We start from the raw sequence: 14,524 nt of genomic DNA on the forward strand, positions 1-14,524 counted from the left end.
GGGCCCCTCCGAGGTATCGGAGGGGCCCTGCGCGTTGGTGAGGGTGGTGAGTGGTGAGACCTCGGCTACGGGATGGTGATCGTCCGTTGTGCCTGCGAGGACTTGCCCCATCCGTCCGTCACGGTCAGGAACACCGTGTAGGTGCCTGGTCCGGTCGGGAAGGTGTGGGTCAGCGACGATGAGGTGCTGGTCAGAGGACCATCACTGAACGTCCAGAAGTAGCTGATCGTGTCACCGACGTTGCTGTCGGCCGAGCCCACACCGGAGATGTTGCACACGTTGGCGTTGCACGAAGGCGTGTTGATCACCGCTGTCGGAGCGACGTTGGTGGTCGGCTCGGCGATGGTCACCGTCTGCGTCACCGGAGCGCTGGCCAGACCCCACTCGTCGGTCACGATCAGCTGCACCGTGTAGCCGCCGGCCTGGGTGAAGGTCTTGGTCGGCTTCGGCCCGGTCTGGGTCGTGCTGACCCCGTTGAGCGTGTAGGTCCACGCGTAGGTCAGCGTCGGCGCGTTCTCGTCGGTCGACGTACGACCGTCGAACCCGCACACGTTGGTCGACGAGGTCGTCCCGGTCGGAGGGCAGGTGTAGGTGAACTTCGCGACCGGCGCCTGGTTGTTAGCCGGGTGCGACACGGTCACGTGGCGCACGGCCGGTGGGGTCGTCGTCTGATCGTGCTGGTCGACGCCCTGGATGGTCACCGTGTAGGCACCGTCCGGCACCACGGGCGTGGTGTAGGAGAAGTTGGACCCCGGAGTGCCCGGACTGGTCAGGAACGCCGTGCGCCAGCTGGGCGTCGTGCTGGTGAAGGCACCGTTGGATCCCATGTACTGGTTGGCGGAGTTCATCACCGTCAGCTGGACGGCCTGCATCGCGTGGTCGTCCTCGGCGCGCCCGCTGACCTGGATGCGGCCGTCGGTGAAGGACGCCCCCTCGGTCGGGGACAGCAGCGCGTCGGTGAGGGTCGGGGGCAGGTCACCGGGGTAGATCCGGTAACGAGCCGTGGCTCCCACGGTCGAGAGATCCTGCTGGTCGACGGTGTCGATGGCGTAGGCGGTCACGTTCCAGTCGCCGCCCTGGGGCAGGTCGACCGCGAGCGTGAAGGTCGTCGACGTCCCCCCGGGCGTGCCCAGCGTGGCCGTACGGGTGGCGAAACCGGACCCCATGGTGTTGTTCGGCTGGAGGTACTTGCTGGTGTCGCCGTCGTACAGCGACAGCCGGACCTCCTTCACACCCTTGTCGTCGGTCGCGGTGCCGGCCAGGTCGAGGTGCAGCGCCTGGCCGCCCGTGACCGTGCCCGTGACGTTGAGCTTGCCGTCCGGCGGCGCGTCACCCGGCACCTGGGCGTTGATCGTGAGCTTGCCCTGGTTGGTCGAGGACGTCGTCAGGCCGATGTCGTCGGTCGCCCGCACGGCGAAGGAGTAGGTGCCTGCCTTCAGGTTGAACGGCGTCGTGTAGGTCCACTGCTGGCTGCTGCCCGACAGGTTCTGCGGCACGACGCGGTACCAACCCTGGATCGCGTTGGGGCCGTAGGTGCCGTCCGAGGCGAGGTTCTCGCGGGTGGTGGTGTTGCGCAGCGAGACCTCGACAGAGGTGATGGCCTTGTCGTCGTCGGCCGACCCCGAGAAGGTCATCGGGCTTCCGGGAGCCACGGTCACCGGGGAGGCCGCCGTCGGCGGCAGCATGGTGACCGGGGCGCCGATCGACACGGTCGGGGCCACGCCGCCCTCGCTGACGATCCAGGTGCGGTCGGCGGTGTCGAGGTCGGACTGGTTGGCCGAGTCGACCGCCCGGGCCTGGAGACGCCAGGTGCCCTCGGCGGGCACGGTGATCTCCTTGGACCACGTCGTGTTCGTCGCGCCGACCACGTCCGGGTCGAGCCGGAAGGTGTACTGCGAGGAGGCCACGGTCCAGTCGGGCTGAAGGTAGCGGTTGGCCTCGTCGCGCACGGTGAAGCCGATCGACTTCACGCCGACGTCGTCGGACGCCGTGCCGGTGACCGTGAACGTCTTGGTCGTGACCGGGTTGGCTGTGGGGCCTGTGACGTTGGTGTTCGGCGGCTGGTCGGAGAGGCCGAAGGTCTCGGTCTTCTTCGTCGCCGGCGTGTTGTCGCCGGTGCCGGCCGAGGAGAACGTCTGCGCGCGCAGTGCCATCCGGTGGTTGCCGGTGATGGTGAGCGGCAAGGACCAGTTCGCGGTCCGCGTGCCGGTGCTCTGCAGCGTTGTGTTGATGGTGTTGGACGCGGTCTGCCAGGTGGTCAGGTTGTCGGCCAGGTAGCGGTTGGCGTCGCGGTCGTAGACGCGCAGCTCGACCCGGTTGATGGTGCCGCTGGTCACCGACGCGGTGCCCTTGACGGTGAAGGCCTCAGCAGCCGGATTGACGCGGCCCTCGATCGGGTCGGTGATCGCCGTCTCGACGCCGTTGCTCGCGGCCACGGAGTTGAAGTCGAAGAACGCGATCCGGCCGATGTTCACGCCGGCCTGCGTGGTGGCGTCACCGCCGGTGAACAGACCCCGAGGCGTGACCTCCATGGCCTTGTTGCCCTCGTAGGAGTTCGAACCGGGGTTCCACTCGAGGGCGTGACCGTCGACCGGGTTGAGCGCACCGAGGTGCTCGCGGTTGACCACGGCGTCGCCGAGGCCGTAGCCGGACAGGCCCTGGCCGGTGCCGTAGCCGACGTCGTCGAGGCCCGGCCACGGGTCGGGAGCGGTCGGGGACTCGTTCCAGGCGAAGTGGCCACCGATGTAGACGGCCTTCTCCGAGATGGCCACCGAGTAGACGCTGTCGAAGCATCGGGTGATCCACTTGGTCTGCACGTCGCTCTGGTCACCCGCGGGGTTGACCGGGAAGGCCATCACGGTGTCGTTGATCGGCGGGCGGTCGCCGCCCGAGCCGCTCGTCACCACGAAGTAGGAGTCGTCCGGTGCGACGGCCCCGCCGTAGGCGCGCTGGATGCCGCCGACGTACTGCAAGTTGTCCTGCCACAAGTTGGTCTTCCACGGCAGCAGCTGCTTGGAGGAGACGCCGATCATGGCGACGCCGTAGCGGTCCTGGCCGGCGACTTGGCGGGCCGTGTGGACCACGATCAGTCGTGACATGTCATGGGTGAGCAGCAGGCGCTGGACGGTGATGGCGCCGTTGGCCCCGAGACCGCCGCTCAGGTTGTTCACGAAGCCGGTGTCGACGGCGCCGGTGCTGGCGCTGACGGCGCCCAGGCCGACGCGGGTCGTCCCGTTGATCTTCGTGAACTTGCCGCCGACGTAGAGCGTCGAGTTGGTGGCCACCACGTCGGAGCCCCGCGCGTCGAGGTTGGCGGTGAATCCGGAGATCACGGCGCCGGTGGTCGGGTTGATCGAGACCAGGCCCTTCCGGGAGGTGCCGTTGACGGTGCTGAAGGAGCCGATGGCGAACAGCTTGGTGTTGTCGGGCGTGAAGGCGATGCCCTCGACGCCGCCGCCTCCGAACACCGGGTTGAAGCCGGTGTCGACGAGCCCGGTCGTCAGGTTGTACGACGCCAGGCCCGTGCGGGTGTAGGTCGTCGTGTTGCCCGACCGCTGGTTCTGGATCTTGGTGAAGCTCCCGGAGACGAACACCCGGCTGCCGACGACCTTGATGTCGAAGATCTCGCCGTCGCTGATCTTGGGCAGGTCGGTGTGCGCGGTGTCGGGCACCAGCTTGGTGTGCCCGGGCACGGGCAGGCCGGCGGTCGTGGTGGCCGAGCGTGTCGTCGAGTTGGTCGCCTTGCCGTCGTTGACGGTCAGCGTCACGGTGCGCGTCGCGACCGTGGTGTAGGTCTTCGAGGCGGTGACGCCGGTGCCGGTGGTGCCGTCGCCGAAGTTCCAGGCGTAGGTCAGCGGGTCGTTGTTGGCATCGGAGGAAGCCGAGGCGTCGAAGGTGCAGGTCAGGCTGGCGCAGGTCGCGGTGAACGAGGCGACGGGCGCAATGTTGGTGGGCGGCGTCACGCCGCCGGTGCCGGGGCTGACCACCACGGAGAACATCGGGGTGGCGCCGCCGGAGATGCTGGACGTGGCGGTCTTGCCGGCCGCGGTGCCGGTGGCGACCGGGGCGCCCGAGTCGCCGAGCAGGGAGCTGACCTTGCCGCCGCCGGTGGCGGCGGGGGCGGCGCGGTTGACGGTGCCGGCGGGGGCGGTCCAGGTGGACGCGGTGGAGGACTTCTCGGCCCAGGAGCTGACCAGCCAGGAGCCGGCCTGGGCGACCGCGACCGACGGCGTGGTGAACGAGGTGCCGGTGGTGCCCGGGCTGCTGGCCGAGGCGGTGACGGACGGGGTGCCGCCGGCCGAGCGGTAGGCCGAGACCGTCATTGCGTCCTTGACGAGGGTGGTGCCGCTGCTCACGGTCACGGTCGACCCGGCGTCGGCGGCGACGGCCTGCTTGGTGTAGGCGCGGCCCGAGGTCGAGGTGCCGGTCTGGGTCTGCAGCTGCGTCCAGCCGGCCGGCCCGGTGAGGGCGGCCGCGGAGTTCGTCACGATGAACAGCACCAGCGTGTCGCCGGCCTGGACACCGGCCGGCACCACGACCGTGTGCGCGGTGCGGTTGCCGGCGTTGCTGCCGGTGCCGACCCAGGACAGCACCGGGTCCGCGGCACTCGCCGACGGTGCCGGCGTGAGCCCGAAGATCGCGAGTGCGGCAGCGAGAACGCTGACCAGAGCCGGAACGAGTCGCGTGCGAGTGCGCGCTGACGCGTGGAGTGCAGACATCCGTGGTACCCCCCGTTGATGGGCCCCCGTCTTCGAGAGCCCGTGCCGTATCTTCGGTCCAATCTGGTGCTTTCGCCCACAACGGCCCGGAATGGGTCTAGTCCAGATAGCTGTGGCACTGCTGGTGGAGCGGTCGAGCTAGGGAGCGGTGACGGCCACCGACCTCGTGTTGACGGGCGAGGACTTGCCCCAGCCGTCAGTCGCGACGAGGGTGACGTCGTAGCTCCCGGTCGCGCTGAACAGGTGTGACGTCGCAGATCCGGTCTTGGCGTTGTTGGCGCCGCTGCCCGGGTCTCCAAACGTCCACTGGTAGCTGATCGAGTCGCCGGTGTTCGGGTCGATGGTGCCGACCGCCGAGAAGTTGCAGGTCAGCCCGGAGCACGACGGGTCGTTGAACACCGCGTTGGGTGCCACGTTGCCCGGAGGCTCGGTCATCGGCAGCTGGACGGTCACCGGGTCGGAGGCCACGCCCCACTGGTCCTTCACCGTCAGGGTCACCGTGTAGGTGCCGGGCGGGTTCGGCGCGGCGGCCGTGTAGGTCTTCTTCGGGTTGGGAGCCGTGCTCGAGCCCTGTCCGGTGCCGAAGCTCCACACGTACGTCAGCGTCGCGGGGCTCTCGTCGGTGGAGTGGCGACCGTCGAACTGGCACACGTTGTTCGTGCAGGCCGGGGTGTCGATGACCGCGACCGGCTTGTTGTTCGGCGGTTGCGTCACCGTCACCGAGCGCGACGGCGGGGCCGTCGTGACCAGGTGGTGCTGGTCGGTGCCGCGGTAGAGGATCTTGTAGCTGCCTGCCGGCACGATCGGGGTGGTGTAGGAGAAGTTCGACCCCGGCGTACCAGGACTGGTCAGGAACGCGGTGACCCAGACCGGGTTGGCCGACGTGGTGAACGATCCGGACGAGGTCATGTACTGGTTGCTCGTGGTGTTCTGCACCGAGACCTCGACCTTGGACATGGCGGGCGTCCCGCCCGGGTTGGTGTCCTCGGCCCGTCCACTGATGAAGATCTTGCCGTCGGTGAAGGCGGTGCCGTCACTCGGCGCCAGCAGGTCGGGGTTGAAGGTCGGCGGCGCGTCGTTGGGGTACGACGGGTAGGTCGCCGTCGCGCCGGTGTTGCTGAAGTCGTACTGGTCGGAGGTGTCCACCGCCACGGCCGTGACGTTCCAGTAGCCGTCGGTCGGCAGCGTGATCGTCGTGGACCAGGTGACGCTCTTCGCGTCGGGGTTGTTGACCACGGGCACGGTGAAGTACGTGTACCCGGCCTGCGTCCCGCCGGTGTCGTTGGCGTACTTCGCGGTGTCGGCGTCGCGCAGCGAGACGTGCACCTCCTTGACGCCGACGTCGTCGGTCGCCGTACCCGACAGGGTGAGGCTGTGGGAGGGCAGCGGTGCCTGCACGCCGGTCGTGCCGAGGGCCAGGGTCGCCTTCGGTGGCGCGTCACCGGTGACCTGTGCGGTGAACCCCGCGACCGCCCACAGGTTCGAGGGCGTGGTGATGTTGTCGTTGTCGGTCGCCAGTACCGCGAACTGGTAGCTGCCCGGCGTCAGGTTGAACGGCGTGGTGTAGGTCCAGTTGACGGTCTTCTGGCCGACGTTGCTCATCAGCCGGAAGGTGTTCAGGCCGTTGTTGCGGCCGAAGCTGCCGTCGGTGGTGAGGTACTCCTGGGTGGAGTTGTTCACCAGCGCGATGTCGATGTTCTTGATGGTGCCGTCGTCGGTGGCCGAGCCGGTGAAGGTGATCGGCTGGCCCGGCTGGACGGTGAAGGTCTGCGGCGCCGTCGGTGGCGTCACGGTGCTCGGCGAGGTGATCGAGACGACCGGCGCCTGAGCGGTCGCCGAGACGGTCCAGTCACGGTCGGTCGTGTCGAGCGAGCTGTTGCCGCCGGTGTCGTTGGCCCGCACCTGTGCCCGCCACAGTCCCTCGTCGGGGACGGTGATCTCCTTCTGCCAGGTGGTGCTGGTGGCGCCCGGGACGTCAGGCTGGAAGCTGAAGGAGTTGTACGCCGAGCCGACGGTGCCGTCGTCCTGGAGGTACTTGTTGGCAGCGTTGCGGATGCTCAGCGTGATCGAGGCGACGCCCTTGTCGTCGGTCGTCGAGCCGGTGACGGTGAACGTCTTGGTCGGGACGGTGCCGGCTGCCGGGGCCGTGATGGTGGCCGTCGGCGGTGCGTCGTCGAGGTTGAAGGTCTCGAACTTCTTGGTCGCCGGGCTCGGGTCGGGGGCGTTGGTGGAGGACACCGTCTTGGCGATGGCCTCCATCTTCACGTTGCCGGCCACGGTGACCGGCAGCGTCCAGGTGCTCGAGGCAGCGCCGGGGGTGTCCAGCGTGGGCGTGAACACGTTCTTCGTCGTACCCCAGGTCCCGTTGGTCTGCAGGTACTGGACGGGGCTGCTGTCGCGGACCTGGACGGTCACCTCGACCCGGTCGACGGTGCCCGCGGTCGTCGAGGCGGTGCCCTTGATGTCGAAGGAGTGGGCGGCGTTCTCGACCCGGCCCATGATCGGTTCGGTGATCGCGGTGTCGACGCCGTTGGGGGTCGGCACCTGGCTGAAGTCGAACTCCGCGATGCGGCCGACGTTGGCGCCGCCCTGCGCGACCGCGTCACCGCCGGTGATCAGGCCGCGCGAGGTCACCAGCATCGCCTTGTTGCCCTCGAAGGAGTTCGAGGCGGGAGCCCACTCCAGCGCCTTGCCGTCGGTGGGGTTGAGGGCGCCGAGGTGCTCGCGGCCGACGACCTGGTCGCCGAGGGCGTAGGCCGAGAGGCCCTGGCCGGTCCCGTAGCCGATGTCGGCCTGGCCGGGCCACGGGTCGTTGGCGGTCGGTGACTCGTTCCACGCGAAGTGACCGCCGATGTAGATGGCCTTCTCGGAGATCGCCACCGAGTAGACGCTGTCGAAGCAGCGCGAGATCCACAGTGGCTGGACGTCGTCACCACCGGTGAGGTTGAACGCCACCACCGTGTCGTTGATCGGCGGACGGTCACCACCGGAGCCGCTGGTCACCACGAAGTAGGAGTCGTCGGGTGCGATGGCGGCGCCGTAGGCGCGTTGGATGCCGCCGACGAACTCGAGGTTGTCCTCCCACAGGTGGCTGTGCCAGGAGGTGAGCTGCTTGGTGACGGTGTCGATGATCGCGACGCCACCGCGGTCCTGGCCGTTCACCTGGAGGCCGGTGTGCACCACGATGAGCTTCTTCATGTCGTGGGTCAGCACCATCCGCTGCACGCCGATGGCGCCGTTGACGCCGACGCCCTGGGTGATGTTGTTGACGAAGCCGCCGTCGACCTGACCGGTGGTGGCGTCCACGGCGACGAGCGAGCCGCGGGCGACGTTGTTGACCTTGGTGAAGCGGCCGCCGGCGTAGACGGTCGTGTTGGACGCGACCACCTCGGTGGCGCGCGCGTCGGTGTTGGCGGTGAACTCACTGACCGGGGCTCCGGTTAGCGGGTCGAGGCGCACCAGTCCCTTGCGCGTGATCCCGTTGACCGTGCTGAAGGTGCCGGCGGCGTACAGCTTGGTGCCGTCGGGGCTCACGGCGACCGAGTCGACCTCCTCGCCGGCGAAGTCGGGGCGGAAGCTGGCATCGACCAGCCCGGTGTCGAGGTTGTACGACGCCAGCCCGGCCTGCGGGTAGCTGGTGGTGTTGCCCGACCGCTGGTTCTGGATCGAGGTGAAGGTGCCGGCGATGAACACCCGATTGCCCATCGTGGCCATGTCGTAGATCTCGCCGGTCGTGATCTTGGGCATGTCGGTGCGCGTGGTCTGGGGGACCAGCGCCGTGTGGCCGGGCGGGGGAGTGGTGCCCGGGTCGGCCGGGGGCGTCACCCCACCGGTGCCGGGGCTGACGACGACCGAGAACAGCTGCTCGCCGCCGGCGGCGGTGCTGGTGGTGGCGGTGCGGGACGCGGCGGTGCCGGTGGCCACGGCGCCGCCGGAGTCGGCGAGCAGGGAGCTGACCTTGCCGCTGCCGGTGGCGGCGGGGTTGGCGCGGGTGGTGCTGGTGGCGGGCTTGGTCCAGGTCTGGGTGACCGAGGACTTCTCGCTCCAGGAGTTGACCAGCCAGGAGTTGGCCTGGCCGACGGCCACCGTCGGGGAGACGTGGCTGGCCGTCGTCGTGGTGCCGGCGGTCTGCGCGGAGGCCGTGACCGAGGCCGCGCCTCCGCTGCTGCGGTAGGCCGCGACGCTGATCGTGTCCTTGATGGTGGCGCTCGACGTGAAGCTGACCGTGGAGCTGGCGTCACCCGCGGTGGCCTGCTTGGTCCAGGCGCGGCCGCGCGTGGTGGTGCCGTCCTTGCCCTGGAGCAGGGTCCAGCCGGTCGGGTTGTTGACGGTGCCGGTGATCGACGCCGTGGACAGGAACATCACCAGGGTGTCCCCGGCCTGCACGGTGGACGGGATCGTCACCACGTGGTTGGTGCGGTTGCCGGCGCTGCTCGAGGCCGCGACGAACGACAGCGTCGCGGCGGCGGCGCTGGTCGGGGTGGCGGTGCGGGTGGTGGTCGGGCTGCTGGTGCCGTCGCTGACGGTCAGGGTGACGGTCCGGTTGCCGGCGGACCCGTAGGTGTGCGAGGTCGTGACGCCCGTGCCGGTGGTGGCGTCGCCGAAGGCCCAGCTGTAGGTCAGCGAGCCGACTGCGGTGTCGGGGTCGGTGGTGGCCGAGGCGTTGAACGAGCAGGTCAGACCGGTGCAGCTCACGGTGAACGAGGGGACCGGCGGCTGGTTGGTCGGGGTGCCGGAGGTGCCCGGGCTGACCACGACCGAGAACAGCTGCTCGCCGCCGGCGGCGGTGCTGGTGGTGGCGGTGCGGGACGCGGCGGTGCCGGTGGCCACCGCACCGTTGGAGTCCGCGAAGAGGGAGCTGACCTTGCCGCTGCCGGTGGCGGCGGGGTTGGCGCGGGTGGTGCTGGTGGCGGGCGTGGTCCAGGTCTGGGTGACCGAGGACTTCTCGCTCCAGGAGTTGACCAGCCAGGAGTTGGCCTGGGCGACCGCGACCGTCGGCGAGACGTGGTTGGCCGTCGTCGTGGTGCCGGCGGTCTGCGCGGAGGCGGTCACCGACGACGTACCTCCGGCGCTGCGGTAGACGCCGACGCTCATCGTGTCCTTGATGGTCGCGCTCGAGGTCACCGTGACGTTGGCGTTCGCGTCGGCCGCCACGGCCTGCTTGGTCCAGGCACGGCCGCGCGTGGCGGTGCCGTCCTTGCCCTGCAGCAACGTCCAGCCGGCCGGGTTGGTGATGGTGCCGCTGATCGAGTTGGTGGACAGGAACATGACCATGGTGTCGCCCGCCTGCACGTTGGCGGGGAGCTTGACGACGTGGGCCGTGCGGTTGCCGGAGCTGCTGGCCGCGCCGACGAACGAGAGCGTCGGGTCGGCCGCGCTGGCAGCGGGCAGAGGCGAGAGGCCGAGGACCGAGAGGGCCGTGGCGAGCACGGCCACGATCGCCGCCAGTGGTCGTCGCTGACTGGACGCGGACACGCGGTGTGCAGACATGCTGGTGGATCCCCCCGATACGTCGTGCCGGACGTCAGGACAGAGACGCCCGAGTTCGTATCCTCGGCCCGATGTGGCGAAATACCCACAAGCGCTGTGAATGGGTCTAGTCCGCCGTGCTCCGCGCGGCTCCGACTCCGGGAGCGCCTGCGCGGCTAGCGTGACCTCGATGCTGCTGCGTGCTCTCCGGGTCGCCGTGATCGTGCTCCTGCTTGCGGTGAGCGGGGGTGCGGTCGCCGCCGACGCCACCTCCGGCGGCACCGCCCCGGTGGCCAGGAAGGCGCGGTTCGAGTGCCACGGGATCGACCGTGGCGCGGTCCGGGGCACCGACCCGACGTACACCCGCAAGACGCTCGCCGACTTCCGCAACCACAAGCGCCTGTGTGGCGGACTGTGGCTGCCGACACCGCGCCGCTACCTGGTGCCCCAGGGGCTCGCGGTCACCGGCAGCACCGCCTGGGTGAGCGGCTTCCGCTTTCGCCCGGGGTACGGCGAGAGGCCGTGCCAGCTCCGACGCATCAACCTGGCGACGGGAGAGCAGCTCGCCTTCCACAGCGCCATCTACGGCCGGGTCGGCCAACGTCCGCGCACCTACTGCCGGCACGGCGGCGGCATCCTGCAGCGGGGCGCCTACCTGTGGATCGTGGAGAAGAACAAGCTCTGGCAGGTCGACCCGTCGGGCACGAGCAGTGTCCTGGACGCGCGTCGGGTGTGGCGCATCAAGGCGCCGGCCCGCGGCTCGGCCATCGTCGCGACCAGGAAGAGCATCGGTCTCGTGCCGTTCGTGACGAAGGGGCATCCCTCCATCTACTGGTTCCGCTTCAAGCAGCTGCAGAAGCCGGGCGTCCTCGACCTCGGCGCGCAGGCGAAGGGGACCACCCAGGTCGGGGCGGTGGCGCGCACCCGGGTGCCCACCCTCGTGCAGGGCGCGACGCTGGACGGCGCCGGCGGCCTCTACCTGGCGCGCTCCTCGCTCGCGTGCGGCGAGCTGGTCACACCGGGCGGTCGCCGGCTCGGGTTCGTGCCCGGGGCCGAGGGCATCCAGTTCGGGCCGGCCGGCCGGAGGCTGTACGTCGTCAGCGAGTCCGGTGCCCGCCCCTACGTGAAGTCCCGCAAGCCCCTGACCGCCGCGGTGAACCGGTTCGAGTGGCCCGGGCTCGGCCACGGCCGCAAGGCCGACTGCGGGTTCGCGGGCTTCTAGCGAGCCTGCTCTTCCGCCTCGTCGTCGGGCAGCTCGAACCAGATCTCCGCCCCGCCACCGGGCACGGCGTCGGCGCCGACCAGGCCCCCGTGGGAGGCGATGATCCGCGAGACGGTGGCCAGTCCGATGCCGTGCCCCTCGACGTCGCTGGTGGCCCGGCTGAACAGGGAGAACACGTCCACCCGGCGCTCCTCCGGGATGCCCACGCCGTTGTCGCGGAAGGAGATCCGCCAGGTCTCGGGCAGGTGTCGCGCCGAGATGTGCACGCGCGGCGGCACCCCGGGACGCGCGAACTTCAGCGAGTTGGTGAGCAGGTTCTGGAGCACCGAGTACATGTCGTCGGGATCGGCGCGTACGACGGGCAGGTCGGCCGTCTCGATGGTGGCACCGGCCGTCTCGAGCAGGCTGGCCGAGCTGAGCACCAGCTGGTCGGCGAGCTGGGTCAGATCCACCTCGGCGAAGGTGGGCTCCTCACCGGCGGCGCCGTACTCCATGGACTGCTCGAGCATCCGCTCCATGCGTGCGGCTGCCCGCATGGTGCGGGTCAGCAGAGCGTCGACGACAGGGTTGGACCGGTCGTCGAGCTCGTCCTCGAGCATCTCCACGGAGGCCGTGATCGAGCTGAGCGGCACCCGGAGGTCGTGGCTGAGCTCGGCCGCCAGCTGGGAGACGACCGTCGCCGCGGTCTGGCCCGACTCGGGTGTGACCAGCGGGGCTCGGGCATCGCGGAGCAGCCGCAGCTCGATCACCTGTGTGACGCTGCCGGCCAGCGTCTCGAGGGACCGCCGCTGGAGGGTGGTCAAGGCGCGCACGGCGGGGTCGATCACGCAGAGTCTGCCCACCATCTCGCCGGAGGGGGCGTACAGCGGGGCCGAGGCGTAGAACCTCGACTTGGCGATGGTGCCGTCGACCCAGCCGATGTCGGCGAAGCGGGGGTCGGCGCGGGCGTCCTCGATGACGAAGACGCCCGTGGTGCCCATGGTGTGCTGGCAGAAGGTGTCGTTGGCCGGGGAGACGAAGGGCTCGATCCCGTAGGTGATCGGCACGTGGTACTCGTTGCCGCGCGAGATGGTGATGCCCGCCGCCTGGGCGTCACAGATCTTGGCGACGAGCTCCACCACGTCGGCGAGGTCGTCGTCGTCAGGACGCGACAAGATGTCCAGGACGGCATCACTGTCGCACCCGGAGTCCCCGGCTCCCGGTTGCAATTCGGTTCTCCCCCAAACCCTCAGCCACCCAGTGACCGAGGAGTTGCTCAACGGTAAGTCATACGGAGGTTTTCGTGAAGATCGCGATTCTTGTCGGTAGTACCCGCCCTGGACGGAAAGGTTCCGCGGTGGGGCAATGGGTGTACGACGCCGCGAGGCAGCGTGACGACGCGGACTTCGAGCTGGTCGAGATCGACGACTACCACCTGCCCCTGCTCGACGAGCCGGTCGACGCCGGCGCCGCCCAGCGCGACTACGAGCGCGAGTCGACCCGGGTGTGGAGCCGGGTGGTCGACGGGTTCGACGGCTTCGTGTGGGTCACGCCGGAGTACAACCACGGCGTACCGGCCGCGATGAAGAACGCCGTCGACCTGCTCTACCCCGAGTGGAACCAGAAGGTGGCCGGCTTCGTCGGCTACGGCTTCGACGGCGCCACCCGGGCCATCGAGCAGTGGCGGGGCATCCTGGCCGCGGTCGTGATGTACACCGTGCGTCCGCAGGTGGTGCTGCACAACTTCGGTGACTGGACCGACGGTGAGTTCACCCCGGGCGAGCGACGCGCGGGCGAGCTCAAGCGGGTGCTCGACCACGTCGTGAAGACCACGCGGGCGATCCGCACGCTGCGCGAGTAGGGGCCTGCGACGCCGGATCCATGTAACCTGACAAAGTGGAACACGTTCTAGAAAACGGTACGCCGGACGTCTTCTCGCCGGGTCGGATCGGTCCGCTCACCCTGCGCAACCGGATCATCAAGGCGGCGACGTACGAAGGCCTGAGCCACCGCTCCCGCGTCACCACCGACCTCGTCGACTTCCATCGGGCGTACGCCGCCGGCGGGGTCGGCATGACCACGGTCGCCTACTGCGCCGTCGCACCGGACGGCCGCACCGCGCCCGACCAGATCCAGTGGACCGACGAGGCGATGCCCGGCCTGCGCGTGCTCACCGAGGCCGTGCAGGCCGAGGGTGCCGCGATCTCGGCCCAGATCGGGCACGCGGGTCCCGTGGCCGACTCGCGGGGCAACAAGCGGCACGCACTCTCGCCCAGCACCCGCTTCCCGAACATGTCCTTCGGCGTCTCGCGCAAGGCGAAGGCGGCCGACCTCGAGCGGATCACCAGCGCCCACGCCGCCGCCGCGGTGCGCGCCATCGAGGCGGGGTTCGACGCGGTCGAGGTGCACCTCGGCCACAGCTACCTGCCGAGCGCGTTCCTCAGTCCCAAGGTCAACCACCGCAAGGACGAGTTCGGCGGCTCGCTGGAGAACCGCGCGAGGTTCGGTCGCGGCATCCTGCGTGCGGTCCGCGACGCCGTGGGCGACCGGATCGCCATCCTCACCAAGCTGAACATGTCCGACGGGGTGCGGGGCGGCATCACCGTCGAGGAGGCCATCCAGACCGCACAGTGGATCGAGCAGGACGGCACCGTCGACGCCTTCGAGATGACCGGGGGCAGCTCGCTGCTCAACCCGATGTACCTGTTCCGCGGAGGTGCGCCCGTCAAGGAGTTCGTCGAGGTGATGCCGCAGCCGATCAAGACGGTGATGCGGTTCGCGGGCAAGCAGTTCATCCGCGAGTACCCCTACCGCGACGCCTACCTGCTCGACGACGCCCGCAAGGTGCGGGCCGAGATCACGCTGCCGATGGTGCTGCTCGGCGGCATCACCGACCGGTCCTCGATGGACCTCGCGATGCAGGAGGGGTTCGAGTTCGTGGCCATGGGGCGCGCCCTGCTGCGTGAGCCCGATCTGGTCAACCGGATCGCGGCGGACGCCGCCACGCCGTCGCTGTGCATCCACTGCAACCTGTGCATGCCGACCAACTTCGTCGGCACCCACTGCCCGGTCGTCCACGAGGGCAGCTCACGATCCGCCACCTGGGGCACCCCCGCCGGCTACGCCTAGCCCGCTC

General features: G+C 69.6%; 6 protein-coding genes. 3 read left to right on the plus strand and 3 right to left on the minus strand.

Translation table 11 applies throughout. The features are described from left to right. Positions 1-65: 65 nt before the first annotated feature. Together H976_RS23725 and H976_RS28355 are read right to left on the minus strand one after the other, a co-directional pair. Positions 66-4,718, minus strand: a complete 4,653-nt coding sequence (locus H976_RS23725) for a PKD domain-containing protein (protein WP_051275828.1) — start codon at positions 4,716-4,718, stop codon at positions 66-68. 138 nt (positions 4,719-4,856) lie between these two features. Beyond that, the gene (locus H976_RS28355; protein WP_155917841.1) at positions 4,857-10,208 is read right to left on the minus strand and encodes a PKD domain-containing protein; all 5,352 of its coding nucleotides are present in this window, start codon (positions 10,206-10,208) and stop codon (positions 4,857-4,859) included. A 169-nt stretch (positions 10,209-10,377) separates the two neighbouring features. On the opposite strand from H976_RS28355, the gene H976_RS0100180 reads away from it, so the two are divergent. Beyond that, positions 10,378-11,409 carry a hypothetical protein gene (locus tag H976_RS0100180; RefSeq protein WP_155917843.1) on the plus strand — a complete coding sequence of 344 codons (1,032 nt, stop codon included), beginning with the start codon at positions 10,378-10,380 and terminating at the stop codon, positions 11,407-11,409. Here the strand turns inward: H976_RS0100180 and H976_RS0100185 are convergent. Further along, positions 11,406-12,563: a GAF domain-containing sensor histidine kinase gene (locus H976_RS0100185; protein WP_027859873.1), complete on the minus strand. Its 1,158-nt coding sequence runs from the start codon at positions 12,561-12,563 to the stop codon at positions 11,406-11,408. The two genes, H976_RS0100180 and H976_RS0100185, sit on opposite strands and share 4 nt — an antisense overlap. A gap of 128 nt (positions 12,564-12,691) precedes the next feature. Between H976_RS0100185 and H976_RS0100190 the strand changes: the two genes are divergently transcribed. After that, complete coding sequence (locus tag H976_RS0100190; protein ID WP_027859874.1) at positions 12,692-13,249, plus strand: NADPH-dependent FMN reductase; 558 nt, start codon at positions 12,692-12,694, stop codon at positions 13,247-13,249. Positions 13,250-13,284: 35 nt separating this feature from the next. Beyond that, a complete protein-coding gene (locus H976_RS0100195) occupies positions 13,285-14,517 on the plus strand; it encodes an NADH:flavin oxidoreductase (RefSeq protein ID WP_027859875.1) in 1,233 nt (410 codons plus the stop codon). The last annotated feature ends 7 nt before the right edge of the window (positions 14,518-14,524 follow it).

The sequence above is a fragment of the Marmoricola sp. URHB0036 genome, from assembly GCF_000426045.1.
Lineage (GTDB): Bacteria > Actinomycetota > Actinomycetes > Propionibacteriales > Nocardioidaceae > Marmoricola.